Origin of the sequence: Aliidongia sp. (genome assembly GCF_035943795.1) — a bacterium.
GTDB lineage: Bacteria > Pseudomonadota > Alphaproteobacteria > ATCC43930 > CGMCC-115725 > Aliidongia.
In genome coordinates this window covers 1-26,071 of record NZ_DASZBY010000128.1, presented here as the reverse complement: position 1 = coordinate 26,071, position 26,071 = coordinate 1, and the positions used below count along the sequence as shown (strand labels likewise).

At 67.6% G+C, this 26,071-nt stretch carries 22 protein-coding genes and 1 tRNA gene; 16 read left to right on the top strand and 7 right to left on the bottom strand.

Annotation, left to right across the window (positions count from 1 at the left end; all coding sequences use genetic code 11):
* The 3 genes from VGV37_RS25075 to VGV37_RS25065 form a co-directional block, all read right to left on the bottom strand.
* Positions 1–364 (bottom strand): 2-dehydropantoate 2-reductase N-terminal domain-containing protein (locus tag VGV37_RS25075; protein ID WP_326882527.1); only part of this gene is annotated, 364 nt, incomplete at its 3' end.
* Positions 361–1,425, bottom strand: a complete 1,065-nt coding sequence (gene tsaD, locus VGV37_RS25070) for a tRNA (adenosine(37)-N6)-threonylcarbamoyltransferase complex transferase subunit TsaD (RefSeq protein ID WP_326882526.1) — start codon at positions 1,423–1,425, stop codon at positions 361–363. The genes VGV37_RS25075 and tsaD, both read right to left, overlap by 4 nt.
* 61 nt (positions 1,426–1,486) lie before the next feature.
* Complete coding sequence (locus VGV37_RS25065; RefSeq protein ID WP_326882525.1) at positions 1,487–3,343, bottom strand: aspartyl protease family protein; 1,857 nt, start codon at positions 3,341–3,343, stop codon at positions 1,487–1,489.
* A gap of 136 nt (positions 3,344–3,479) precedes the next feature.
* On the opposite strand from VGV37_RS25065, the gene hemC reads away from it, so the two are divergent.
* The 7 genes from hemC to VGV37_RS25030 all read left to right on the top strand — a co-directional run bounded on the left by hemC (position 3,480) and on the right by VGV37_RS25030 (position 9,398).
* Positions 3,480–4,442 (top strand): hydroxymethylbilane synthase, encoded by a 963-nt coding sequence (hemC, locus tag VGV37_RS25060; protein ID WP_326882524.1) that lies wholly within the window; start codon positions 3,480–3,482, stop codon positions 4,440–4,442.
* A gap of 33 nt (positions 4,443–4,475) precedes the next feature.
* Positions 4,476–6,395: a uroporphyrinogen-III synthase gene (locus VGV37_RS25055; RefSeq protein WP_326882523.1), complete on the top strand. Its 1,920-nt coding sequence runs from the start codon at positions 4,476–4,478 to the stop codon at positions 6,393–6,395.
* Positions 6,392–7,813: a heme biosynthesis protein HemY gene (locus VGV37_RS25050; RefSeq protein WP_326882522.1), complete on the top strand. Its 1,422-nt coding sequence runs from the start codon at positions 6,392–6,394 to the stop codon at positions 7,811–7,813. The genes VGV37_RS25055 and VGV37_RS25050 overlap by 4 nt, the downstream gene beginning before the upstream one ends.
* 149 nt (positions 7,814–7,962) lie before the next feature.
* A tRNA-Thr gene (locus VGV37_RS25045) sits at positions 7,963–8,038 on the top strand.
* 506 nt (positions 8,039–8,544) lie between these two features.
* A complete protein-coding gene (locus VGV37_RS25040) occupies positions 8,545–8,745 on the top strand; it encodes a hypothetical protein (RefSeq protein ID WP_326882521.1) in 201 nt (66 codons plus the stop codon).
* An 88-nt stretch (positions 8,746–8,833) separates the two neighbouring features.
* The gene (locus VGV37_RS25035; protein ID WP_326882520.1) at positions 8,834–9,055 is read left to right on the top strand and encodes a hypothetical protein; all 222 of its coding nucleotides are present in this window, start codon (positions 8,834–8,836) and stop codon (positions 9,053–9,055) included.
* 121 nt (positions 9,056–9,176) lie between these two features.
* On the top strand, positions 9,177–9,398 hold the full coding sequence (locus VGV37_RS25030; protein ID WP_326882519.1) for a hypothetical protein: 222 nt from the start codon (positions 9,177–9,179) through the stop codon (positions 9,396–9,398).
* An 82-nt stretch (positions 9,399–9,480) separates the two neighbouring features.
* On the opposite strand, the gene VGV37_RS25025 is transcribed toward VGV37_RS25030, so the two are convergent.
* Positions 9,481–10,809 (bottom strand): glycosyltransferase, encoded by a 1,329-nt coding sequence (locus VGV37_RS25025; RefSeq protein ID WP_326882518.1) that lies wholly within the window; start codon positions 10,807–10,809, stop codon positions 9,481–9,483.
* Positions 10,810–10,949: 140 nt separating this feature from the next.
* Between VGV37_RS25025 and VGV37_RS25020 the strand changes: the two genes are divergently transcribed.
* Positions 10,950–13,064 carry a prolyl oligopeptidase family serine peptidase gene (locus VGV37_RS25020; protein WP_326882517.1) on the top strand — a complete coding sequence of 705 codons (2,115 nt, stop codon included), beginning with the start codon at positions 10,950–10,952 and terminating at the stop codon, positions 13,062–13,064.
* 388 nt (positions 13,065–13,452) lie between these two features.
* Positions 13,453–15,600, top strand: coding sequence for a histidine kinase dimerization/phosphoacceptor domain -containing protein (locus tag VGV37_RS25015; protein ID WP_326882516.1), 2,148 nt, complete (start codon positions 13,453–13,455; stop codon positions 15,598–15,600).
* A gap of 6 nt (positions 15,601–15,606) precedes the next feature.
* Here VGV37_RS25015 and VGV37_RS25010 read toward each other — a convergent pair whose 3' ends face one another.
* Positions 15,607–16,329: a biliverdin-producing heme oxygenase gene (locus tag VGV37_RS25010; RefSeq protein ID WP_326882515.1), complete on the bottom strand. Its 723-nt coding sequence runs from the start codon at positions 16,327–16,329 to the stop codon at positions 15,607–15,609.
* 72 nt (positions 16,330–16,401) lie between these two features.
* On the bottom strand, positions 16,402–16,785 hold the full coding sequence (locus VGV37_RS25005) for a response regulator (RefSeq protein ID WP_326882514.1): 384 nt from the start codon (positions 16,783–16,785) through the stop codon (positions 16,402–16,404).
* A gap of 189 nt (positions 16,786–16,974) precedes the next feature.
* On the opposite strand from VGV37_RS25005, the gene VGV37_RS25000 reads away from it, so the two are divergent.
* The 3 genes from VGV37_RS25000 (at position 16,975) to VGV37_RS24990 (ending at position 20,241) form a co-directional block, all read left to right on the top strand.
* Positions 16,975–17,877, top strand: coding sequence for a methyltransferase domain-containing protein (locus VGV37_RS25000; RefSeq protein WP_326882513.1), 903 nt, complete (start codon positions 16,975–16,977; stop codon positions 17,875–17,877).
* A 157-nt stretch (positions 17,878–18,034) separates the two neighbouring features.
* The gene (locus tag VGV37_RS24995; protein WP_326882512.1) at positions 18,035–19,888 is read left to right on the top strand and encodes a chloride channel protein; all 1,854 of its coding nucleotides are present in this window, start codon (positions 18,035–18,037) and stop codon (positions 19,886–19,888) included.
* 8 nt (positions 19,889–19,896) lie between these two features.
* Positions 19,897–20,241, top strand: coding sequence for a hypothetical protein (locus tag VGV37_RS24990; protein WP_326882511.1), 345 nt, complete (start codon positions 19,897–19,899; stop codon positions 20,239–20,241).
* A 17-nt stretch (positions 20,242–20,258) separates the two neighbouring features.
* Here VGV37_RS24990 and VGV37_RS24985 read toward each other — a convergent pair whose 3' ends face one another.
* Entirely contained in the window at positions 20,259–20,501 is a 243-nt protein-coding gene (locus VGV37_RS24985) for a hypothetical protein (protein ID WP_326882510.1), read from the bottom strand.
* A gap of 195 nt (positions 20,502–20,696) precedes the next feature.
* Between VGV37_RS24985 and VGV37_RS24980 the strand changes: the two genes are divergently transcribed.
* The 4 genes from VGV37_RS24980 (at position 20,697) to VGV37_RS24965 (ending at position 25,753) form a co-directional block, all read left to right on the top strand.
* Positions 20,697–22,283 carry a glucan biosynthesis protein D gene (locus tag VGV37_RS24980; RefSeq protein WP_326882509.1) on the top strand — a complete coding sequence of 529 codons (1,587 nt, stop codon included), beginning with the start codon at positions 20,697–20,699 and terminating at the stop codon, positions 22,281–22,283.
* A 409-nt stretch (positions 22,284–22,692) separates the two neighbouring features.
* Entirely contained in the window at positions 22,693–23,682 is a 990-nt protein-coding gene (locus tag VGV37_RS24975; protein WP_326882508.1) for an alpha/beta hydrolase, read from the top strand.
* Positions 23,683–23,705: 23 nt separating this feature from the next.
* Positions 23,706–24,383, top strand: coding sequence for an antibiotic biosynthesis monooxygenase (locus VGV37_RS24970; protein WP_326882507.1), 678 nt, complete (start codon positions 23,706–23,708; stop codon positions 24,381–24,383).
* A complete protein-coding gene (locus tag VGV37_RS24965; protein ID WP_326882506.1) occupies positions 24,380–25,753 on the top strand; it encodes an MFS transporter in 1,374 nt (457 codons plus the stop codon). The genes VGV37_RS24970 and VGV37_RS24965 overlap by 4 nt, the downstream gene beginning before the upstream one ends.
* Positions 25,754–26,071: the final 318 nt, after the last annotated feature.

Sequence of the window (26,071 nt, the reverse complement as noted above, 5' to 3'; positions counted from 1 at the left end):
GCACCTCGCCCATGGTGGCGCCGCTGCCCATCTCGATGCCCTTGGCGGCGATCACGATCGGCGTCGAATCCGGCAGGACGGCGGCCAGTGCCTGTGCGGTGGTCCGGACATATTGCGCCGGCACGACCAGCAGCAGCGCGTCGGCGCGTGCCACCCGGCCGAGGTCGCCGGTCGCCGCGATCGACGGGTGAAGTGTGACACTGGGCAGGAAGGACACGTTCTCGTGGCGCTCGGCGATCGAAGCCACGACATCCGCCTCGCGCGCCCAGAGCGTCACCCGGGCCCCTGCCCGCTGCGCGGTGGCGGCGAGTGCGGTGCCCCAGGCGCCGCCGCCGACAACGCCGATATCCTTGAAGCGGGTCATGCCTTTACCCCGGCGAAGGCCGCCTTGGGCGCGCTGGCGTCGAGCGGCCAGCGCGGCCGGGCGGCGAAATCGAGCGGATCGACCAGACCGAGCCGCAGCCGTTCCAGGCCGGCCCAGGCGACCATCGCGCCATTGTCGGTACACAGCGCCGCCGGCGGCGCCGCCAGTTCGAGCCCGGCCCGTGCCGCGACCCCGGCCAGTGCCGCGCGGATCGCCCCATTGGCGGCGACGCCGCCGGCCACGACCAGATGGCGTCCATCCGGATGCCGGTCCTTGAACAGATCGATGGCGCGCCGGCAGCGATCGGCCAGGCTGTCGGCGACCGCCTGCTGGAACGACGCGGCCAGGTCGCGGATCGCCTGGGTGTCGCCGGGCGACAGGGCCGCCTGTACCTGACGCACCGCGGTCTTGAGACCGGAGAAGGAGAAATCGCAGCCGGCGCGGCCCAGCATCGGGCGCGGCAAGGCGAAGCGGGCGGCGTCGCCGGTGGCCGCGGCCCGTTCGACCGCGGGCCCGCCGGGATGGCCCAGACCCAGCAGCTTCGCGGTCTTGTCGAAAGCCTCGCCGACCGCGTCGTCGATCGTCGTGCCGAGCCGAACGTAATGGCCGACCCCCTCGACGATCAGCAACTGGCAATGGCCACCGGAGATCAGGAGCAGCAGATAGGGAAACGGCACGTCGTCGGTCAGGCGCACGGTCAGCGCATGGGCTTCCAGATGGTTGACCGCCATGAACGGCAGGCCGGTGACCAAGGACAGCGCCTTGGCCGTGGTCGCCCCGACCATGACGCCGCCGATCAGCCCCGGCCCGGCGGTGGCCGCGATACCGTCGAGGTCGCCCAGGCCCAGGCCGGCCTCCGCCAGCGTCGCGCGGATCACGTCGTCCAGATAGTCGAGATGGGCACGGGCCGCGATCTCCGGCACGACGCCGCCATAGGGCGCGTGCTCGGCCAGCTGGGCGCGCACGGTATGGGCGAGGATGCGGGCGGCGCCCACTCCCGTCTCCGTCACCACGGCCGCAGCGGTCTCGTCGCAACTCGTCTCGATGCCGAGAATTCTCATGCCACCGGATATACGCGCGCGCCGGGCCCGGAACAACCGGCAGTGCTGCGGATGGCAGCCCCTACACCGCGCGGCCCAGCACGATGATGACGTCGAACGTGGCGCCCGAGCGCCGGACATGCAGGCGCAGGCGGGTGCCGGCCGGACGCGAGAACATGCGCCGCAGCACCCAGTAATCGAGATATTGCGCCTCGCTGCCCTCGAGCAGTTCGATCACGTCGCCGGCCCGGATGCCGGCATCGGCGGCCGGGCCGCCCGGCAGCACGCTCAGCACCCGCAGGCCCGCCTGCTCGCGCTTGAGGGTCAGCAGGCGCAGCGAATCGCCGTCGCCATAATGCGGCGTGCGCTCGAAGAACGCCTGGCGGCGGCCGTAGTCGAACGTCACGTTGAAGCGCTCGAACACGCCCTCGCCGACGTTGCCGGCGATCTCCGGATCGGCGAAGGCCCCGGCGCGCTGCTGGGACAGATAGATCACCGGTGCCGAAACGTCGACCGGCCCCAGCTTCAGCAGATGGGCGCGCGCAACCCCGGCGGTGACCGTGCCGCCCACGCCCTCGCTGACGATCGTGGTGAATTTCGGCGGATACTTGTTGGTGATGCCGGCTGCCTCGATGAAAGGCCGGTAGAGCGTCAGGGAATTGCCCTGGCCGGTATCGAGCGTGAAGCGGCCGGGGATCAGATCGAGGATCCCGTCGGTCATCGGGATCCGGCCGTGGAAACGGAACGGCACCAGCTTGCCGTCGCCGGCATAGTTCCAGCCCGAGGGTTCGGTCAGGGTCAATTGCCGGAGCTCGTGGTCGAGCCGGACGATCAGCCGGTCGAACAGCTCGAACCCGATCAGGCCGCGATAGGCCGGCTTGCTGCCGCTGAGATCGAAGTCCAGCGGCACGACCCGCAGCAGTTGGTCGCGCAGCGTGAGGTCGCCGACCGCCAGTGCCGCGACCCGGGTCAGGCCGACGTCGACCGCCCGCTCGCCGGCGCCGCGTCCGTGGAACGCACCGGCGACGGGCAGGCCCAATTCGCGGGCGAGGCCGGTATCGATGACGTCGCTGCTGCCGCTGTCGAGCGCGAAGGGATAGGGACCGCGGCCGTCGATCATGACGTCGACCAGCACGGCGGTGCCGATCGGCTCCAGCGGCATCACCGCGGGTTTGGCGTCGGCCAGAACATAGTCCGGCGGTGGGGCCGGCGGCGGCGCGAACGGATCGGGATCACCGGCCCCCTCGTAGGCCGCATGATCGAGCTTGGCCACCGTGTCGTAGCGGGTGATGCCGTTCGAGGTCTCGATCGTGAACGGCAGCACCAGCGCCCCTGCCCGGCGCCAATCGATCATCCGGATCGTCACCGGCTCGTTCCGCTCGACGATCAGTTTCAGCGGCAGGTGGGAAGTGCGCTCGAACCAGACCACGACGGGCGCGCCGCCCGGCGGCGACAGCCGCACCAGGTCGAAACTCTTGCCACCCTCGGTCCGAACGCCGACCGCCTGGCCCGGAACCTTGAGCCGGTCGGGTTGCAGGAAGCCGAAGCTGGCCGAGAATGACGTGCTGCGCAGCAGGGCGAGGTCGGCGCCTTCGTCGAAATGGACCCGATGCGCCCAGTCGGCACTCCAGGCGGTTCGGCCGTCCCAGCCGACGGCACCCGAATCCGGTCCCAGCACATAATGGCTGGCCGACCGCCCGCGGGCGGGATCGACCCAGGTTTCGATCGAGCCTTCGAGCCCGCCGGCCTGCAGCGTCATGAAGCGGTGGAGGATCCGCACCTGATCCCACGCCGCCCCGCCGGTCGCGTCGCGGGCGAGCTGGATCAACTGCTGGGGCGCCGGCCCGTCCGTGGTCGGCGCGTCGGCATGCGCGGCGGCACCGCACAGGCCGGATGCCAGGAGCGCGATCAGGGTCCGCCTTATGAAATCGGACGCCATGGCCCGCGCTTCCTCCCTCTTTTCCAACAGGATAGCGCAGCCGGGCGGGGGCGGCGAGACCGATGCGCGCGACCTTGTTGCCTCCGTCGTCAGGAATGCAGGCGACAAGGCCGGTCGACGGCGATAAACAGATGGCATGAGTTCCGACCACCCCCTGCTGCGCATCGGCACCCGCGGCAGCGCCCTCGCCCTGGTCCAGGCCGAGATGGTGCGCGCCCTGCTGATGGCAACCCATCCCGAGCTGGCATCGCCCGATGCCGTCGCCATTTCGATCATCCGGACGACGGGCGATGCCGTTACCGACCGGACGCTGGCCGCGATCGGCGGCAAGGGCCTGTTCACCAAGGAGATCGAGGACGCGCTGATCGACGGCCGGGTCGATCTCGCGGTTCATTCCATGAAGGATGTCGCGACCTGGCTGCCGGACGGCCTGGTCATCGATTGCTTCCTGGAGCGCGAGGATCCGCGCGACGCGTTCTTTTCCGATCAGGCGGCCGACCTCCTGTCGCTGCGCCCCGGCGCGGTGGTCGGCACCGCCTCGCTACGGCGCCAGGCGCAGGTGCTTCGCCTGCGCCCCGATCTTTCCGTCGTGCCGATCCGCGGCAATGTCGACACGCGCCTGGCCAAGCTGGCGTCGGGCCAGGTCGACGCCACCCTGCTGGCCACCGCCGGGCTGAAGCGCCTGGGCCAGACCGACCGGATCACCCAGATCCTGCCGCCCGAGCTGATGCTGCCCGCCGTGGCCCAGGGCGTCATCGGCATCGAGCGCCGGGCGGCCGACCCCAGGGTCGAGGCCTATCTGCGCCCGCTCAATCATCAACCGACCGCGATCCGGGTCGCGGCCGAGCGCGCGCTGCTGGCCAGTCTCGACGGTTCCTGCAAGACGCCGATCGCGGCGCTCGCGGAACTGGACGCGGCCGGCGTGCTGCGGCTGCGCAGCCTGATCGTGACACCCGACGGCACAGTCGGGCATGCCGACGTCCGGAGCGGTTCTCCTGCCGAGGCGGCGGCGCTCGGCCGCGCTGCCGGCGCGGCGTTGCGCGCGCGCGCCGGCAGCGGCTTCTTCGACCTGCCGGTGCCCGACGCCCCCGTCCGCTAGCCTGCCCCCTTCGCCCGAGCCCGAGGTTTGCCGATGAAGCTGCTGGTGACCCGCCCCGCTCTCGACGCCGGCCCACTCGCGGACCTGTTGACCGCCGCCGGCCATTCCGTCCTGCTGGACCCGCTGCTGACCATCCGGTTTCGCGACGGCGCCGCCCCGGATCTCGACGGCATCACCGGGCTGCTGTTCACCAGCGGCAACGGCGTACGCGCGTTCGCCGCCGTGTCCGACCGGCGCGACATCGCCGCGTTCGCGGTCGGCGATCGCACCGCGGCCGTCGCCGGCGAGCAGGGCTTCGCGCGGATCGAGAGCGCCGACGGCGACGTCGCGGCGCTGGCGGCCCTGGTGGCGAAGTACCGGCGCCCCGACGAGGGGGTCTTGCTGCATGTGACCGGCAGCGAAGTGGCCGGCGACCTGGCGCAGCGCCTGGAACAGGCCGGCTTCACCGTCCGCCGGGCGACGCTCTATGCCGCCGAGCCGGCGAAGGAACTGGCGCCCGAGACGCGCGCGGCGCTGACGGCCGGAACAGTGGACGGCGTGCTGCTGTTCTCTCCCCGAACGGCCCGCCAGTTCGCGGCCCTGATGCGGCTGTCGGCTCTCGGCGCCGAAGCGCTCGTGGCCTGGTGCCTCAGCCCGGCGGTCGCCGACGCGCTGGGCGATCTCAAGCTCGCGCAGATCCATGTCGCGGACGAACCGACCCAGGCGGCCCTGCTCCGGCTCGTTCCGTCGGCGCGCTCCAAGGAGGACTTCTTGACCGAACCGCCCGTCGACCCCCGGATCGAACCGACGTTCATCCCGGATCCGCCGCCGGCGCCGCCTCGGCATCGCTCGCGGGCCAAGCCGCTGGCGCTCGCCGCGGCCGTCATCGTGATCGCGGCCGGCGGTATCGCGTTGGTGACGCCGCAGGTCAAGGAACGGCTGACCGCCGCCGGCTTCATCGACGGAAAGCCGGCGCCGACGACGATTGCCCAAAGCACGCCGGCGGTCGAAGCGCCACCGGCCCAGGCACAGGCATCGGCGCCTGTCGCGGCACCGGATCCGACACCCCCGCCCGCTCCTGAGCCGGCGGCCAGCGCGCCGGCTACCGCCAATGCGGGCGGCATCGCCCCGACCAATCCGATCTCTGCCCAATCCGCGCCGGCATCGCCCGCCGACAGCGGCGTCGCGGCCCGGCTCGACGCGGACGAGTCCCGCATGCAGGCGGCCACCGACACCGTCGACGGGCTGCAGCAGCGGCTGAAGGCGCTGGAGGCAAAGCCTGCGGCCGACCCTGCCGCGGTACAGGCGATGGCCGCAGACGTGCAGCGCCTGTCGGCGAGCCTCGGCGACGCGACCAATCGGATCGCCAAGCTGGAGGCCCAGGTCCAGCAACAGGCGACCGCCCAGCGCAACGAGAAGGCGGCCGTGCTGGCGGTGGCCGAACTGAAGGACCGGCTCGCCGGGTCCGGCCCGTTCGACGGTCCGGTCGCTGTGCTGAAGGCATCGGCCGGCGACGATCCGGCGGCGGCACCGTCATTGGCGATCCTCGACAAGTTCGCCGCCCGCGGCGTGACCGGCCGGGCGGTCCTTGCGGCACAGCTGGACAACCTGCCGGCGGCGATCAACCAGCCGCAGGCGCCGTCGGCCGACGCCGGCCTGTGGCAGCGCATCGAGGCGCGGGCGCAGAAGCTGGTGACGGTGCGGCGGATCGACGACGGCAGCGGCGGCGACAAGCTGCCGCCCGGCCCGGACCGCAGCCTGGCGATCGCGGCTGCGGCGCTCAAATCCGGCGACCTCGCCGGCGCGGTCGAGGCGATGAAGGCCCTGGACGGCCGGGCGGGCGAGATCGCCAAGCCCTGGCTCGACCAGGCGCAGGATCGGCTCGCGGTCGAACAGGCAGTCGATCGTTTGAGCGCCGCCGCGACCCAGCGGCTGCAAGCGCCGCCGGCGTCGGACCAGGGCGCCCGGCCATGAGGCGCGCGCTGCGCATCCTGCCGGCGATCGTCCTGATCATCGTGGTCGTGGCCGCGGCCGTGTTCTTCGCCGACCGGCCCGGCACGATCGGCATCACCTGGCTCGGCTGGCGCATCGAGATGGCGCTGGGCGTCGCCGTCCTGGCGCTGGTCGTCCTCGTCACGGTGCTGTGGTTCCTCCTGTCGCTGCTGGCCCGGCTGACGCGCGCGCCGCGCCATCTTGCCGGGCGGCGGCGCGACCAGCGGCGGCTCGAAGGCTATCGCGCGCTGACCTCCGGCCTGGTCGCGGTCGCCGCCGGCGACGCGCGCGCGGCCGAACGGCTGCACAAGCGGGCGGAGCTGATGTTCCGCAAGGGCCAGCTGGACAGCCCGCCCTTGACCCGCCTGCTGTCGGCCCAGGCAGCCCTGATGCGTGGCGACAGCGCCATGGCCGAGGGCGAGTTCTCCGCCATGCTGGGCGATCCGGAGACCGAATTCCTGGGCCTGCGCGGCCTGATCCTGCAGGCGCTGAAGCGCGGCGACGACGCGACCGCGCTCAAGCTGACGACCCGGGCCAACGAGTTGAAGCCCTCGACCGCCTGGGTGCTGCAGAGCCAGCTGGCGCTGGAGACCCGCGCGCAGGAATGGCGCAAGGCGACGGCGACCCTGAAGCAGGCGGTGAAGAAGGGCGCCATCAGCGCCGAGACCGGTCGGCATTACCAGGCGACCCTGCTGATCGCCCACAGCCGCCGCGCCGCCGGCGAAGGCCTCGCCCGCGACGCGCTCAGCTATGCCGCACAGGCCCACGGCCTCGACGACGGCTTCGCCCCGGCCGCGACCCACTATGCCCGCCTGCTGCGCGACGGCAACCGTGCCGCCAAGGGTCTGCGCGCGCTCGAGACCGCCTGGGTCCGCACCGGCCATCCCCAGGTGGCCGAAGCCTATGACCAGCTGCTGGCCTCGGAAGCGCCGGTGCAGCGGCTGAAACGGTTCGAGCGGCTGGTCGAGCTGCGTCCGTCCGACCCCGAGAGCCATCTGGCCGCCGCCGCCATCGCGCTCAACGCGCGCCTGTGGGGCGAGGCTCGGCGTCATCTGGGTCATGCCGGCGCCCAGGGGCCCGGCCCCTGGTCGGGCCGGCTCAGCCACCTGATGGCCGAGTTGGAACAGGGCGAGCACGGCAACGGCGAGGCGCGCCAGCTGTGGTTGGAGCGCGCCGTGCGCGGCGAGGCCGATCCGACCTGGGTGTGCGGCGCCTGCGGGGCCGAGACCCACGGCTGGGAGCCGCTGTGCCCGAGCTGCCATAATTTCGATTCGCTGGCCTGGCGCACGCCCGACCGGACCGAAGGGACGCGTGCCGACCGGATCGACATCCTGCCGCCCGGCGAGACGACGATCCTCGACCCCACGGCGCCGGCAACCGCATCCCGGGACGGCACCTGACGCTCTGGCGCGCGTCCGGCACGCTCCCGGTTTTGTTGCAGGGGCGCTCCCTCATTTGTGCAATTGCATGGCCGCGCGGCTTCTGTCATGTTCCGCGCCGCTTCGACAGTCGAAGGGCAGCGCTTACGGCGCCCGCCCCGAAACGGTAAGCCGCCTTAGCTCAGCCGGTAGAGCATCGCATTCGTAATGCGGGGGTCGCGTGTTCGAGTCACGCAGGCGGCACCAGTTTCCAAGTCGAAGATTCGGCCGGCAATCGCGCTCGTTCCTGTCGATCGCCATCAGGTCGGCTTAAGCATCCCCTTATCGAGCATGCAACGTCATTCCGGCAACTCCTGCGAGAGGAATGCACGGAAATGTCGCGACATCTTCAATTGTCGATCCAGTCCGTAGCGGCCCTGCTTTCCCCGTGAACGTACTCCCGAGGGTGTGACCTCCGGCATAGAATAGCCGGGTGCCCGCATATTCGATCCAAGGCTCCGCCCCGGTCTGCCCATCCCGCGCCTCCACGGGCCTGGCGGGTATCCGTAATCAGACAATGCCGGAGAACAAAAGCCGGATGGGCCTGCTGCCAAGCATCTCGATGAAGCGACCCGTCGGCCGAACGCATCGACCGCCTTCCGCGCTGTCACCTTTGTTACTATCTAAAATTGTCACTATTCCGTGGTTGAACTCTTTCACGAGATAGTCTTAACCTCTCGTTAATGTCCAGTTTTACCTGCGGAGCGCTCTTGATGCGGGAGTATCATCTCTATCTTCTCGACCGCGCGGGGCGCATCAAGGCGCGGATCGATCTGCCGTGCGAGGACGACGAGGCGGCGCTGGCCGCGAGCCGGACGCGGATTCCCCGTGGAGATTCAGAGCTTTGGGAGGGCACGCGTCTGGTCCGGGCCGCCCGCCCTCTCGTCATGGAATATCAGTCCGCCCGCGACTGATCGCCATCGACGGCTCCATGTGCAATCTATTCATGGAACCACTTGCCGCCTGGGCAATTTTATCTCCGGTTTTTGACTGGAGACTGAGATGCCCCGATACCGCTTCTATATCATCGACGAAAACGACCATGTCACCGGCCGGCACGAAATCCAATATCTCGACGACGAACTCGCCATCATCGGTGCCGCCGACGAATTCCCTGGCGAGGATGTCGAGATCTGGGACGGCGCCCGCTGCATCCTCACGGTTGCGCGCGACGCGCTGATGGCGCGACCGGACCTGCACCGTCCGATCGACGTCATGGTCTAGCGACGTTTTGGCGCGCGGCCTTTACGCGCCATGCTGCAACTGCGAACGGGTTCTAACGTTCTCCCTCGTGAAGACGGCCATGAACGCGCGAGGCCGTCGAGGTCGAGAGGTTCGTTAAGATATGGAATCGTTCTGGGTGCATGAGAATTTCACGGGTTCTGCCTTGTGGATCCACTCGTCGAGATGCCCGCGCTGCCATGCGGAACATGTCTCCAACGTCATTCACGGCACGAAATGGCACGGCCCCTTCGAGGACCGCGACGATGCGGTCGAACTGGCGACGCGCGTGCAGCGGCGCAGCGTCATGACCGGCCCGCACAGTTGCCCGATCTGCAAGCCCTGAGACGGAACGGGCAACCCATCCCGACAGGCCTGGAGGAAGCTCCGGGCCTTTTTGCTGCCCGGTGTTCGCCATCGCCCCCGGCTCAGACGGCGCCGCCGGCAAGCCAGCGCGCGGCCTCCGCGATCGGCGGCTCCCAACGGCCGGGATAGGGTTGGCGCAGCACCCGCAAGGTCGGATACCAGGGGCTGTCGCCTCGCAGCGTCAGCCAGCGCCAGCAGGCGGAAAATCGGCTGATCATCCAGACCGGCCGCCCGAGCGCCCCGCCCAGATGGGCGGCCGAGGTATCGACCGTGATCAACAGGTCGAGCCGGCTCAGCAGGGCCGCCGTGTCGGCGAAATCATGGAGCCAGGGTGCCGCGTTCAGTGCTGCAGCGCCGTCCGGCGGCGCCCAGTCGGCAGCGGCCGGGCCGATCTGCAGGCTGACGAAGCCGGCCGGCACGGCGAACAGCGGCGCCAGATCGGCGAACGGCATGCTGCGCCGATGATCGAGCCCGCCCTCCGGCGAGCCGGCCCAGACCAGCCCGACCCGCGGATGGGGCAGGCCGGCAAGCCGTTCGCCCCAGGGCGCGGCGTCAACCGGATCGGCCCGCAGGTAGGGCGTCGCCGGGATGTCGTCGAGCGTAGTGGCGAACAGCAGCGGCAGGCTCATCAGCGGCGCCTGGTAATCGAGCGGTCCGGGCGCCTCGTCGATGTCGATCACGGCCGCGACGCCCGCCATTCCGGCAGCCAGGCGGGAAAGCGGCGGCGGTATGCGCAGCACCAACGTCGCCCCGGACGCCGCCAGTAGCGGGACATAGCGCAGCATCTGCAGCGTGTCGCCGAACCCCTGCTCGTGGAACAGCAGGATCCGTCTGCCCATGAGCGAGGGCGCACCGGCCAGCGGCGGCAGGCGCGGCACGGTCGCTTCGGTCGGATCCACCGCCCGGCGGCGGTGCTCGAACAGCGGCCAGCCCTCGGCCAGCCGCCCGGCCCGCAGCAGGGTCATCGCCTGGTTGCGGGCAATTTCGCCATCGGCCGGGTCGAGCGCGCGCGCCGCCGCATGGGCCACGAGCGCGTCGTCGAGCGCGCCGGCGAAATCGAGCAGGTTGGCCAGGTTGGCGATGACCCGGGCATTGCGGGGCGCCACCGCCCGGGCCTGCTGGAACAGGGCCAGGGCCTCGCCGAACCGGTCGAGATCGACCAGCACGCTGCCGAGATTGCTCATCAGGTCGAACCGGTCCGGCGCCAGGCGCAGGGCCGCGCCATAGCAGGCGGCGGCCCGGTCGAATTGCCGCAGGCCCGTCCAGGCCAAGCCGGCGAGCGCCAGCGCTTCGACATCCTGCGACGGATCGCCCAGGCGCCGCAGCGCCTCGTCGAAGTCCCGTCGGGCCAGGGCCTGCCGCACCGTATCGAACTGCGCCTGATCGGCCATCACCGCACCCCACGTCGCTGCCCGCGGAGCCTTGCTTCTAGCATCCGCTCCCCGCGCTGGCGATGCCCGCTCCCAACCTTGCCCGGGATCCGCTTTATGGCTAGCGTCGCGCGATCGAAACGGATCCGGGGCCATCCATCTTGCGTCACCTGAAGCTCGCGCTCGCTTTGTCCATGCTGGGCCTGGTGGGCATCCGCCCCGCCCCTGCCGCCACGCCGACACCGGATCCTGCCGATCCCTATATCTGGCTCGAGGACGTCAGCAGCCCGCGCGTAGACGCCTGGGTCAAGGCGGAGAACGCCAAGACCGTGGGCGTCCTGGAACAGGATGTCCGCTTCAAGACGCTGTACGACCAGGCGCTCGAGATCGCCGAGGCGAAGGACCGCATCCCCACACCCCGCTTCCTCGACGGTGCCGTCTATAATTTCTGGCAGGACGCCGACCATGTGCGCGGCGTCTGGCGCAAGACCAACCTTGCCGAATATCGCAAGCCCGATCCGGCCTGGACCACGGTGCTCGACCTGGACCAGTTCGCCAAGACCGAAAAGGCCAACTGGGTCTGGCACGGCGCCAGTTGCCGGCGGCCGGACGAGCGGGTCTGCCTGGTCAGCCTGTCGGACGGCGGCGAGGATGCGGTGACGACCCGCGAATTCGACCTGGCGACCGGCCAGTTCGTCAAGGGCGGCTTCACCCTGCCCAAGAGCAAGGGGGCCGCCACCTGGACCGGCGAGGACGAAATCCTGGTCGCCCGCGACTGGGGCAAGGGCACGCTGACCACCGCCGGCTACCCCTATGTGGTGAAGGCGCTGAAGCGCGGCCAGAAGTTGTCGGCCGCCCACGAGATCTTCCGCGGCAAACCCAGCGACACCGAGGTCAGCCCGACCACGCTGGAGGATGGTGCCGGGCACAAGGCGGTGTTCATCGAGCGCGGCATCAGCTTCTTCGAATCCGAGACCTATCTGGTCCAGGGCGGCCAGGCGGTGAAGCTCGCCCTGCCCCTGAAGGCCCATGTCGCAGACCTGGTCGCCGGCCGCCTGCTGGTCAAGCTGGAGCAGGACTGGTCGGCCGGCGGCAAGAGCTTCGCCCAGGGCTCGCTCGTCTCGATGGACCTGGCTGCGGTCGCGGCCGATCCGCAGCATCTGGCGCCGACCCTGGTCTATGCGCCGGGCCCACGCGAGTCGCTCGACGGCATCGCCTCGACCCGCTCCCACCTGATCTTGACCATGCTGGACAACGTCAAGGGCCGTGCCTCGGTCTACACCCCGACCGCCGAGGGCGGCTGGAGCGAGCGCAAGCTGGACCTGCCGGACAATAGCGCGATCGACATCCTCGATACCGAGGCCCATGGCGAGGACGCGTTCCTGAGCGTGACCGGTTTCCTGACGCCCTCTTCGGTGCTGCTGGCCGACACGGCGCTCGGCGGGTCCACCACGGTCAAGGCGCTGCCGGCCAAGTTCGACGCCTCGAAGGACGTGGTCGAGCAGAAGCAGGCGACGTCCAAGGACGGCACGAAGATCCCGTATTTCGTCGTGCACCCGGCCGGTATGGCACTGGACGGCAACAATCCGACGGTGCTCTACGCCTATGGCGGTTTCCAGGTCTCGATCACGCCGTTCTATTCCGCCAACGTCGGCAAGCTGTGGCTGGAGCGCGGCGGCGTCTTCGTGGTCGCCAACATCCGCGGCGGCGGCGAGTTCGGCCCGGCGTGGCACGATGCCGGGCTGAAGACCCATCGCCAGAAGATCTACGACGACTTCGCCGCGGTGGCGGAGGACCTGATCCAGACGAAGGTGACGAGCCCGCGCCGGCTCGGCATCCAGGGCGGTTCCAACGGCGGCCTGCTGATGGGTGTCGAGTTCACCCAGCGGCCCGACCTGTGGAACGCGGTCGACATCCAGGTGCCGCTGCTGGACATGCTGCGCTTCGAGAAGATCGCGGCCGGCCCGTCCTGGGTCGGCGAGTACGGCACCGTCGCCAACCCGGAGGAACGCGCATTCCTCGCCTCGATCTCGCCCTACGCCAACTTGAAGCCCGGGGTGAAATATCCGGAACCGTTCGTCTGGACCACCACCAAGGACGACCGCGTCGGCCCGCAGCACGCGCGCAAGTTCGCGGCCAAGCTCGCCGAACTGGGGGCGCCGTACCTGTTCTACGAAGTGACCGAAGGCGGCCACGGCGCGGGCGCCAACCTCAAGGAAAAAGCCCGGACGACGGCAATGGAGATGACGTATTTCTCGCGCAAGCTGATGGATTGATCCTCGGCCGGCATAGATGTGAGACGATGAAACGCTCGTTTCTCACGATCGTCATCCCGGCCATCGCTCTTCCCGCGGTGGCTGTGTCAGGGAGTGGAAAGTCTGACCGCAACAGCGGCAGGTCCATTCGTATTCCAAAGCTGGCTCTCGAAGACGTCGGCAAGGTCGTCCGCACAGCATAGCATGAGCGCGATGCCCCGTGCCAAACCGCCGGTTGCGGCCAGGGCCCGTGCGGTGCCCGACGGGTTGCAATGTCGGAGGATTTTTCCCGTAACAGTCCTTTGGTTCCGAAGCTGCGCCTGTTAGGGTCTTCGATCGTTTGCCGAGATCCTGGGCGTAGACGACTGAGAGTGCGCCGTGCTCCCGCCTTTGTGCGAGGAATGTGGTCTTGGCCAGTGAAAATCCCGCCCTCTCGAACGTCGTCGATCTCGATGCGTGCGACCAAGAGCCGATCCATGTCCCGGGCTCGATCCAGCCCCACGGCATGATGCTGGTCGCCGATAGCGAGTGGCGCCGCGTCCGGCACGTGGCCGGCGATATCGAGGGGCGCCTCGGCGTCGCCGCCTGGGAGGGCCAGCCGCTGCACCTGCTGATCGGCGAGCGGTTAAGCACGCTGGCGGGGGCGATGAGCGAGCCCGGAAGAGCCGGGGGTTTCATCGGACGCATCGGGACTTCCGCGGGCGAGCGTCTGGATGTCAGCGCCCATTTCAGCGCGCCCTATATCGTCGTCGAGTTGGAGACCGCCGCCGCGGTGGACGTCCCCACGTCGCTGGTGCTGGACGGGCTGGCCGCGGCGGCAACCGGGTTTGAGCAGGCCGCCTCGCTGGCCATTCTGTGCGAGAAGGCCGCCCGGGAGTTCCGGCGCCTGACCGGCTTCGACCGCGTGATGATCTATCGCTTTCTGGATGATGGGGCCGGCCGGGTGCTGGCCGAGGACAAGCGGCGCGACCTGCATTCCTTCCTCAATCAGCATTTCCCGGCATCCGACATCCCACAGCAGGCGCGGGCCCTGTACGTCCGCAATACGATCCGCGTGATCCCCGACGTTTCCTACGCCCCCGTCGCTCTCCGGCCCAACGCGGCCGCACCGCTGGACATGAGCGACAGCAGCCTGCGCAGCGTATCGCCGGTGCATCTGCAGTATCTGGCCAACATGGGCGTCGGCGCCTCCGCCTCGATTTCCATCGTCAAGGACGGCTCGCTCTGGGGGCTGATCGCCTGCCATCACGACACGCCGCGGACCCTGACCTACGACGCGCGGGCCGCGTGCCGGTCTCTGGCAGGCAACCTCGCCCGCCAGATCAAGGCGAAAAAGGAGGCCGAGGGCTATCGCCAACGGATCCGTTTGCGCGGTTTCGAGGACGATATCGTTGCGCTGCTGTCGCGCGAAGGCGCGCTGGATGAAGTCCTGTCCCATCATCTGAGCGAAATCGGCCGGATGATGGCGGCCGACGGCATCGCGGTATTGCGTGGCTGCGAACTGGTCATGCATGGCATCTGCCCCGGCGACGGCGACGTCCGCGCGCTCGCTGCGTGGCTCGTCGCCCGGATCAGCGAACCGGTCCTGTCGACCGACGAACTGTCCGACATCTACCCGCCCGCCAAGGCATTTCAGAACGCCGGCAGCGGGATGTTGGGCGTCACCTTGTCGGCCGACGAGCCGTGGGTGCTGATCTGGTTCAGAGTGGAGCAGATCGAAACCGTCAACTGGGCCGGCAATCCGCACAAGACCACTGCCGCCAGCGACGCGCACGGTCCGTTGACGCCCCGTGCCTCGTTCGAGGCCTGGCGCGAGACGGTGCGCGGGCGCGCCCGCAACTGGGTCCTGCCGGAGGTCGAAGCGGCGAAGCGCCTGCGGGCGGCCTTGCTCGACATCCAACAGAACCGTCGCGTGCGCGAACTCAATCGGCAACTGACGGTGATCCTGTCGGACAAGGACCTGCTGCTGCAGCAGAAGGATTTCCTGGTCGGCGAAGTGCATCATCGGGTGCAGAACAGCCTGCAACTCGTGTCCGCCTTCCTCAACCTGCAAGCCCGCGCGTCGGAGAATCCCGAATTGCACGTGGCCCTGGACGAGGCCTGCCGGCGCCTGAGCGCGGTCGGGCTGGTCCATCGCAGGCTCTATCGCGGCGACCAGATCGAACTGGTCGATGTCGCACGCTACATCGAGGAGTTATGTGCGGATACGGTCTCGTTCATGGGCGAGGATTGGAGCCAGCACCTGACCTTGAACCTGTCGCCGTCGATCGTCTCCACCGACCGGGCCGTGACCCTTGGCCTGGTGCTGACCGAGTTGCTGATCAATTCGAACAAGCACGCCTATGACGGCGCGGCCGGCCCCATCGAGATCGGGTTGGCGGAGGATCGTACCCACCTGCACCTGATCGTCGCCGACCGGGGCGCTGGCAAGGCGTCCGCCCGCAAAGGCTTCGGTTCCCGCATCATGGACGCGCTGGTCTCGCAATTGCGCGGCACGATCGCCTATACGGACAACCAGCCCGGCTTGCGCATCGAGGTCACCGTCCCGATGGCCTGAACCGCCTTACGCCGCCGGGGCGGCATAGCCGGCGAGGAACGCCTCGAACGCGGCCTCGGCCGCCGAACAGGCCCGCATGATCGCCACCTCGTCATCGTCGATCTGCGAGAGCACGGTCTTGAAGCCTTGCCAAAGCGACTGCCCGATGCCGTGCCGCAGAAAGCGCGTAGCATCGCGCACGTCGGGGTCCGTAGATGTTTCCACGGTTTGCAGAATGACCTGGGCACCGAGGCGGCTACCCTCCAGGACATAGCACCAGCCCAGGATCGAGCCGGTGTCGCCGGCCAATGGACATGGAGCGGACGGGCCGGTGGGCATGCCAAGGATGGTCAGATCATGGGCGAGGGCGGCGCGGCGCCGGCGCCGGTCCCAATCCGGCAGGATGACGCCTACCCCCGCTGCCTCGAGCCCCTCTTCCATGCCGCAGCAGGGGCGGTTCGTCTGCAGGTACCGGACGTACGCGGGCCGCTCCGTCAAGGTGGCAAGCGCGAGCTGACCGTCGAGCGCCTGGTGCATCGACCGTGTCGCCGCGCGCAGCCGGCTATGCGCATGACCGATGTCACGGTCGAAAACCCGGACCCGACGATCTTCCTGCCAGAGTTCGGCATGCCGATTGGGATGATTGCCCAGAACCGCAGCGATCGCGGTTCGATCGTCCGTATAGGTCAATGCCGCGACGCTGAGCACGACGCCCTGGCGATCGAGGAAGTGCAGCCTGAAATCCACCATGGGTACGCGCTCCAGCGGAGCGCGGAAAGCGCACGGACCGCGACCGATCGAGCTTAGAGGGCTTTCCACCGCTCAGCCATCGCGCATCGTCATCAACAATCCGTCGACTACCTCCATGAACGGATCCGGCATGAGCGGCTTCCGCATGACGGCGCTGGCGCCCGTCAGCTTGGCCGCGTGGAGGTAATCGCCATAGCGCCCCACGGTCTTGCTGCCCGACACGGCCAGGATCGGGATGGTGGTGTTCAAGCGGCGGATGGCCCCGATGGTCGCGATCCCCTCCTGTTCCGGCATGACGATGTCGGTGACGACGAGGTCGAACGCCGTCGATCGAAATAGTACCAAGCCGGCCCGTCCATCGGGAGCAACGGTCGCGGAATGGCCACGCTCCTCAAGAATTTCCGAAATAAACGACCGGACGATTGGGTCATCGTCGATGACAAGGATGCGCGACATAGTGACGGCTATCCTTTTCGGCATGCCGCTAGGTTCAGGCGGATTACGCCCTTCCATATATGGACATCTTTCGCAATTCTCGTCACGCTAACGAGCATGTCGCATGTTCGACACGGATACCTTAAAGACAAGCTGCCCGTCGCCGCGCCCCGCCGCGGCATTGAGGTTTCTCTGCGAAAGGGGTCGACGATGCCGCTGGAAGGCGCCTGCCCACTCTGTGGCTGCAGCGATTTTGTGGTGAAATACGTACTGGCCGACGAGAGTTTCCGGACGGTCACTTGCAACAAATGCAAATTCTCGTTCATGCATCCATATCCGTCCGACGAGTTCCTGGATGACTACTACAAAAATAAGGCCGTCCACGGGTTCGAAGGCGAAAGCCTCGACACTTATGTGCGGCCGCTCAATGACCGCATCGTCTTGTTCGAAAACCTTCTGCGGAAGATCGACCCGCCGTTGACGGGCGGCCATGCCGTCGATTTTGGGGCCGGCGCCGGCCTGGCGGTCGCCGCGTTGAAGAGGCTGGGCTTCGATGCCATCGGGACGGAAAAAAATCCACGCTCTGCCGCAGTCGCGAAGAAGCTGTTCGGCGTCGAGATCGTGGACCAGACTCTGGACGAGTTGCCCGGCAGCATTCGATTGTTCACCATGTTCGACGTCCTCGAGCACATCAAATACCCGGTCGAGTTCCTGAGATACGCGGCGAGTAGGATGTCTGCCGACGCCTGCTTCATCGGCGCCGTTCCGAACTACAACAGCATTGGTAGAATTCTACACGGCACCGAATCTGCCTCGCTTGCGTTTCCTGATCACGTCAATCAATTCACCAAGGGTTCTCTGATAAAAACGCTGAACGACAGCGGCTTTGACGTTTTATATACCGGATTTCCACCGCCATACGGCGCAACCATCACGCTAGGGCTGAGAAACTGGCTTGCAATTGCCCTGAAACCTTCGCCTCTACGCAGATTCCTCATGAAGACCGCAACACTGATCAAGAAATATCTTGTCTATCCGCTGCCGAATATTTTCGCCGAACGGACAGGCCTGTTTGGTCAAAGCCTGGTCTTCGTCGCAAGAAGACGGGCTTAGCTGCTGCGGGTCAAGATCAGGGCGTCTCTCGAAAAGCTCAGACCGTCGGCATTTACGCTCCGCGTCATCATAGCAATTGCCTCGCCCCCGCCGCCTCGTTCACCATCACGATACCGTCGGCACCGGCCGGCCGATCCCATGCGCGGCAATCCTCATCGTGACCCTCATCCATCGGGTACGACCCCTCAGCGATCTCGCGACCCGACTGCATCTCGTCGGACGGCGGGGTGGGCCTGTGGCGGCGCCGGCGGCCTGGATTGCCTTCCGCAACAGCGAGATGGCACTCATCCTGCTGGCGGGCGTGCTGGGCATGGGGGCCGGCCTGGGTGTCGTCGCCCTGCGCGTGTCGGTGACGGCGATCCATTCGATCCTGTACGGCATTCCCTGGGGCGGCCACCTGTCGGACGGGTTCAGCCTGGATTGGTGGCAGGTCGTGTTCGTGCCGTGCGGCGGCGGACTGGTCGTCGGCGGCGTCGCCTGGGTCATCAAGCGACGCCGCCCGCGCGAGACGGTCGACGCGATCGAGGCGAATGCGCTGTTCGGCGGCCGCATGTCATTGACCGATAGCCTGAACCTCGCGGTGCTGACCGTGCTGTCGGGCGGCTGCGGCGCCTCGGTCGGGCTCGAGGCCGCCTATACCCAGGTCGGCGCCGGCTTGTGCTCGAACATCGGCCATCGGCTGGCGCTCAGGCGCGACGACATGCGCACGCTGGTCGGCTGCGGCGCCGCGGCGGCGATCGCGGCGGCATTCGACGCGCCGCTCGCCGGCGCGTTCTATGCGTTTGAACTGATCATAGGCAACTACTCGATCGCCAACCTGGCGCCGGTCCTGCTGGCGGCACTCAGCGGCACCTTCGTCGCGCGCGAACTGATGGGCGAGGACCTGGCATTCGCGACCAGCCGCGCGGTCCACCTGACCACGGCCGACTACCTGCTGTTCATTCCGGTCGGGCTCGGCGCCGCCGGCCTCGGCATGATCGTGATGCAAGGCGTGACCGCGACCGAGCAATGGATGCGCCGCCAGGCGATCCCGCCCTGGGTGCGCCCGCCGATCGGCGGGCTGGTCGTCGGCATCGTGGCGCTGGTCTATCCGCGCGTGCTGGGCAGCGGCCACGGCGGCATCGTCGCCAACCTGCATTTCACCTTCGCCCTACCCTATCTGTGCGGCCTGATCGCGGCCAAGATCGCGGCCTCGGCCATCTCGATCGGCGTGGGTTTCCGCGGCGGCCTGTTCAGCTCGTCCTTGTTCCTCGGCACCTTGTTCGGCGGCGCCGTCGTGATGGCGCTCAACATCGTGGCGCCCTCGTTCGATCCGGATCCGCTGGTCTATACGCTGGTCGGCATGGGTGCCGTCGGCGCCGCAATCGTCGGCGCGCCGATCACCATGATTCTGCTGGTACTGGAATCGACCCGCGATTTCGCCGCGACCGTCGGGGTCACCGTCGGCGTGATCGCGTCGACCGTCGCGGTCCGGCGCTGGTTCGGCTATTCGTTCGCGACCTGGCGCTTCCATCTGCGCGGCCTCAAGATCACCGGGGCGGAGGATATCGGCTGGATCGACAGCCTGACCATCGGCCGGGTGATGCGGCGCGACGGCAAGACCGTCCCGGTCGAGATGTCGGTCGCCGCCCTGCGCAAAGCCTTTCCGCTGGGTGCGGTGCCACAGCTGTTCGCGACCGAGGACGGCCACCTGGTCGGTACGATCGACCCGAGCGATCTCTGGGCCCCGGACCTGGGCGGCATCCCGGAAGAGGTCAACGCCGCCGACCTGATGCAGCCGGTCTCGATCACCCTGCTCGCGACCGAAAACCTGCAGAGCTCGCTCAGGAAATTCTCCGAAGCCAAGCTCGAGATCCTGCCGGTGGTCGACGACCCTGAGGGATTGCAGCTGATCGGCTATCTGACCGAGGCCGAGGCGCTGAAATCCTATAGCCGTGAGCTGGAGCGCCATCGCAGCGACACGATCGGCGAAGCGCGGCTGTTCTCGACCGCCATCACGCCGGACAGCTGAGAGGCGTCATGTATGCCCTGATCTTCGCCATCGGCTTTGCGGCCTTTACCCTGGGCGGCCTCAGTGATCGCGGCGGCGAACAGGACCCCTGGCTCGAGGTCGGCGCCCTGCTGGCGCTGGCGCTGGGGTTCATCCTGGGGGCGGTGCCGCGTGCCTGGTCGATCGTGCCGCGCGCAATCCTGCCGTTGCCGACCTTCCTCGTGTTCCTGACCATCCTGACCGACCGCAAGCCGGCCATGCCGTTCTATGCCGCCTTTGCGGCCGCGGCGTTCTACGCGCTGTTCATCACGTCCTACGCGAGCTTCCTGTCCCATCGGAACCGGCCGGAAGAAGCCCCCGCCGACGAGGCCTGAACGCCCGGTCCAACCCGTCACTCGCAGGTATAGGTGACGCTCATGTTGCCGCTGCTGCCGGCGAATGATTTGTAATAGGGCCGGGTCCCGCCCGGGCAATTGCTGTTGGCCGCCAGTTCGAGCTGGGCGAGGCCGCCGCCGCCCAGCGTATAGACCGGTAGCCCGAGCGCATCGCGACCGCTGACGTTGGGCGTTTCGCTGGAGGCGCACCCGGCACAGGCCGCGGCAGCAACGACGATCAAAACAATCCGACGGATCATCTTCCAAAATTCCCCTGTCGTACCGCCGGTCTGGCGCCGGATCGGCACATGGCCCATTTCCGACCATCGCATCAACGACCGCGCGGGGCAAAGGTTGCGCCTGCGGGGCACCCAAGATCTTGCGGCAATTGACTGTCGCGCGACAGCGGCTAAGGTCGCGACGCGATTTTTCGACGCATTCCGGGATTGTTGCCCATGTCCGAGCCCCTCGACCGCCGCTCCGTCCTGAAAGCCATCGCCGCCTCGACGGCGCTCGGGCTCGTCGCCGGCGGCGGGGCGGAGGCGTTGGCCGCCCAGGAGAACCTGAAGTTCGGCAAGCCGTTCGCCTTTTCCTTCGACAGCCTGAAGGAGATGGCGCGGCGCATGGTCGGCGAGGCCTATGTGGGCCCGGCCCATCCGGCCCCGGACGTGCTGAAGAAGATCGACTACGACGCCTGGGGCAAGATCACCTACAATACCGATCACGCGCTCTTCGCCGACGAGCGCTTTCCGGTGACCTTCTTCCACCTGGGCATGTTCTTCCAGAAATCGGTCGACATGCATGTGGTCGAGGGCGGCGAGGCCCGGGAGATCATCTACGACCAGAGCTATTTCGACATGCCGGCCGATTCGGTCGCGCGCCAGTTGCCGAAGGGTGCGGGGTTCGCGGGCTTTCGCATCCAGGAGCCGCGCGACGGCAAGCTCGACTGGCGCAAGAACGATTGGGTCGCGTTCCTGGGCGCATCCTATTTCCGGGCGATCGGCGAGCTCTACCAGTACGGCCTGTCGGCGCGCGGCCTGGCGCTCGATACCGCCGTCGGCGGCAAGCCCGAGGAATTCCCCGATTTCACGAAGATCTATATCGCGAAGCCGGAGACGAACGACGCGGTGACCGTCTTCGCACTGCTCGAAGGCCCATCGGTCGTCGGTGCCTACAAATTCGTCATGGCGCGCGGCAAGGGCGTCGTCATGGACATCGAGCAGGCGCTGTTCCTGCGCAAGCCAGTCAGCCGCTTCGGCCTGGCGCCGCTCACGTCGATGTACTGGTTTTCGGAAACCAAGAAGCCGACCGCGATCGACTGGCGGCCCGAGGTGCATGATTCGGACGGGCTCGCCATGTGGACCGGCTGGGGCGAGCATCTATGGCGCCCGCTCAACAATCCGCCGCACATCGTGGCGTCCGCGTTCGGCGATGAGAACCCCAAGGGCTTCGGCCTGCTGCAGCGCGACCGGCTGTTCGACCATTACCTCGACGGCGTCTATTACGAAAAGCGGCCGAGCCTGTGGGTCGAGCCCAAGGGCGGCTGGGGCAAGGGTGCCATCCAGCTGATCGAGCTGCCGACCGACGATGAGATCCACGACAATATCGTCGCCATGTGGGTGCCTGAAAAGCCGGCGGCGGCGGGCACCGAATTCAATCTCGCCTACAAGCTGCACTGGCTGGCCGACGAGCCCTATCCGACCGACCTCGCCCGCGTGGTTGCGACAAGGCTCGGCAACGGCGGCCAGCCGGGCCAGCCGCGCCCGAAGAACGTGCGCAAGTTCCTGGTCGAATTCCTGGGCGGCCCGCTCGCCAATCTGCCGTTCGGCGTGAAGCCCCAAATGGTGCTGCAGGCATCGCGCGGCACCTTCACCGAGTACAAGGTGATGGAAGCGGTGCCCGACGGCGTCGCCGGCCATTGGCGCGCGCAATTCGACTTGGCGGGCGTCGAAGGCAGCGATCCGGTCGAGATGCGCCTGCAACTGACCGTCAGCGGCAAGATCGCGACCGAGACCTGGCTGTTCCAATATCATCCGTTCTGACATCTCGCGCCTCAAACGATGACCGGCGCTTCTTGATATGCGCCGATACATCTCCTGATCGTCATTTGATTTAATTTGACGCAACTCCAGAGATACAGAACGCGTTCGATTTCCGGAGGTTGAATGACCGCCGTCCGGAGATTTCGACAGTTTATGCGCGTGCCCCATTGCCATCTCCCGACGAGGCCTCGGATCGACGGAAATAAATCTCCGGACCGACGAAATATGCCTTCGTGCAGAGCTGGGAACGACCGGCGGTCCGCTGCTCGAATTCGCCTGAAGAAAATTTCCGCCGACGGGTTTCAACCCTCAACACTTCGCTCGCGACCGAAGTGATCTGCATCGACATGGCCGGGCATCGACCCGACATCTGGAGACACGAACGAACCAACCCTCAAAGGAGAATTCCATGAGCACGGATGTCAATCCGCCCCGGCTCGATCCCAGCGAGCGACACGTTCGCATCCCCAGTCCGCGCACCGGCCTTTCACTGTTCCTGCGACACCTGCCGCCGACGCTGCCGCAGACGGGCGAGAAGCGGGTCGTGCTCTATGTCCACGGCGGCACCTTTCCGTCGGCGCTGTCGATCGCCCATCGCTTCGACGGACGATCCTGGCGGGATGAGCTGGCCGACGCCGGCTACCACGTCTGGGCGCTGGATTTCCACGGCTTCGGCCGCTTCTCCGACCCGTATCCCGAGTTCGAGCGGCCGGCCGAGGGCATGGCGCCGCTGGGACGGGCCGAGGAAGCGAGCCAGCAGCTCGAAGCCGCCGTCCGCCATATCTGTGCCGAGCAGAAGGTCGATCGGATCTCGCTGATCGCCCATTCCTGGGGCACGATGGTGTCCGGCCTGTTCGCTGGGCGCTGCCCGGAGCTGGTCGACCGACTGGTCTTCTTCGGCCCGATCGCGCGCCGCGACCCGACCGGTGAACGCGTACAACTGCCCGGCTGGCGGCCGATCTCGCTCAAGGACCAGTGGGACCGCTTCACCGAGACCGTACCGGCCGGCGAAAAGCCGGTGCTGCTGAAACGCCATTTCGACGAATGGGGCGAGCTGTACCTCGACGTCGATCCGGAGAGCCGCACGCGCTCGCCGGCCGCGGTAAAAGTCCCGAGCGGCGCGTTCCAGGACATCTTCGACGCCTGGGTCGGCGAGTTCGCCTACGACCCGGCGCTGGTCAAGGCGCCCGTCGCGTTCATCCGCGGCGAATGGGACCGCATGTCCGGCGAGGCGGACGCACGCTGGCTGTTCGAGGCGTTCTCGTCCTCGCCGGTCCGGCGCAACGTCACGATCGGCCGCGGCACGCATCTGATGCATCTGGAGGCGAGCCGTTACGCGCTCTACCGCGAGACCGAGGCCTTTCTGGCCAGCCGCGACACCGCTCCCGAAGCCGTCTGAAAATCGCCCAGAGGAGAAGCGCCATGTTTGAAGTGATCTTCGAAGTCCAGCCCAAGAAAGAACGCTGGGACGAGTACCTTGAACTCGCCAAGTTCCTGAAGCCCGAGCTCGAGAAGATCGAAGGCTTCATCGACAACGAGCGCTTCGGCAGCAAGCGGACCGAAGGGCGGCTGTTGTCGCTGTCGACCTGGCGCGACGAAAAAGCGGTGATCCGCTGGCGCACGCTCGCCGTGCATCACGGCGTCCAGGAAAAGGGGCGGTTCGAGGTGTTCGAGGATTATCACCTGCGCGTCGGCGAGGTGACCGCCGACACGCAGGTGCCGGAGGGCCAGACCATCCGCGAGCAGCGGCTCGACCTGACCGAGATTGGCGATGCCAAGCTCGTCACCATCACCGAATTGCCCGGTGTCGACGGCAAACCGGCCACGGACGATCTGGTGCGCGCACTGGGCGCCCCTGAAATCGGGACCCGCGGCGTGGTCGACCAGGAAGTGTGGGAGAGCATCTACAGCCCGGGCAAGCTGGCGCTGGTCGTGTCCTGGAAGGATGCGGCGTCGGCCCTGCAATGGACGCCCAGCGCCACTGCCAGCGGCGAGGCGCGCCACCGCCACATCCGGGTCATCCGCGACTACGGCATGTCCGATCGCCGGGAAGCGCCGCAATATTATCCCGACGTGAAGACCACCGACGCCAAGAAATGACCGCCGCGGTCGCAGGATCCCGGCATGGCCTGGGCCTGACGATCGCCGCGACCAGCCTCGGTTTCGTGCTGGTGCAGCTCGACGTTTCCATCGTGAACGTCGCGCTGCCCCGGATCGCCACCTCGTTGGGTGCCGACGTGCATGGGCTGCAGTGGGTCGTCGATGCCTATACGATCGCGTTCGCCGCCTTGCTGCTGTCGGCGGGCGCGCTCGGCGACCGGTTCGGCGGCCGCAGGGCGTATCTGGCGGGATTCGCCCTGTTCATCCTGGCGTCGATCGGGTGCGGCCTGGCGCCCAGCGTCCCGGCGCTGATCGCGGCCCGTGCGGTCCAGGGCATCGGTGCCGCCCTGCTGGTGCCCTGTTCGCTGACGCTGCTGACCCACGCCTGCGGCGACGACGAGGCCACACGGGGACGGGCGATCAGCCTCTGGACCGCGGCGGCCAGCGTGGCGCTCGCCGCCGGGCCGATCCTGGGCGGCGCGTTGGTTGATTCGGCCGGCTGGCGCAGCATCTTCCTGGTCAATGTGCCGGTCGGCTTGATCGGTATCTGGCTCACGGTCCGGTTCGTCGACGAGTCGCCCCGCCGCGAGGGCGGGCTCGACCTGCCCGGCCAGGCCTTGGCGCTCCTGACCTTGTCGAGCCTGACCGGCGCCGTGATCGAGGCCGGACGACTGGGCCCGGCACCGCTGGTACTGGCGGGCTTCGCGATCGCGCTCGCAAGCGGCACGGGATTCGTGCTTGTCGAAAGGCGCACGCGTCGGCCGATGCTGCCGCTCGGGTTCTTCAAAGACCGCACTTTCCGCGCCGCCACGCTCGCGGGCCTCTTGATCAACCTCACGCTCTACGGCGCGATCTTCGTGCTCGGCCTGTATCTGCAACAGATCCGTGGCTATTCGCCGCTGATGAGCGGTCTCGCCTTCCTGCCGTTCGCGATCGCGCTGGGCGTCGCCAACATCGGTGCCGGATGGCTTGGCGGCCGCATGGGATTGCGCGGTCCGATGACTGTCGGGCTGATCCTCGCCGCCATCGGCTATGGGCTGCTGTGGTCGCTCGACACCAGGACCGCATACCTCACCATGATGCCGGGCCTGATCCTGATGCCCGCCGGCATCGGCTTGGCCGTTCCGCTGATGACCACGGCCCTGCTGGGTACCGTGCCGCGCTCCCATTCCGGCGTCGCGTCGGGCATCCTCAATACGGTCCGGCAAACCGGCGGTGCTGTCGGCGTGGCGCTCTATGGTGCGCTGCTCGGCGGTTGGGGCCTGGCAGGATTCCGCACCGCGTTCGAAATTTCGGCAGTCCTGCTGGCCGGTGCCGCAGTGGCGGCACTGTGTGGGATCCACGCACCGGCACGCAAGCAACACACGTAACCGTTCGCGCCGGCACGCCCCGGATCGGGCAACGCTTTGCCCTCATTTCAAACATCCGCATCGATCTCAAGATCTTAGCGAGAGTTATCGAGGGGAGCGTCCGCCTGTCTTGCGCAGAGATGACGCGCTCTACCGCAATGCACAAAAGAGCGTTCCAGGTTGGAAAGACGAAATCGGCTGCTCCGACAGTAAAACAATCTGTACGTTAGTCGGAGCTTTGGGTACTCTACAATCTAGCGTGAACATTTTCGGTTGGATGCCATGGCAAGCCAGGTCAAGTCCCGCGTCGGATTTCTTTACATCCTGCGTCCGCAAGTC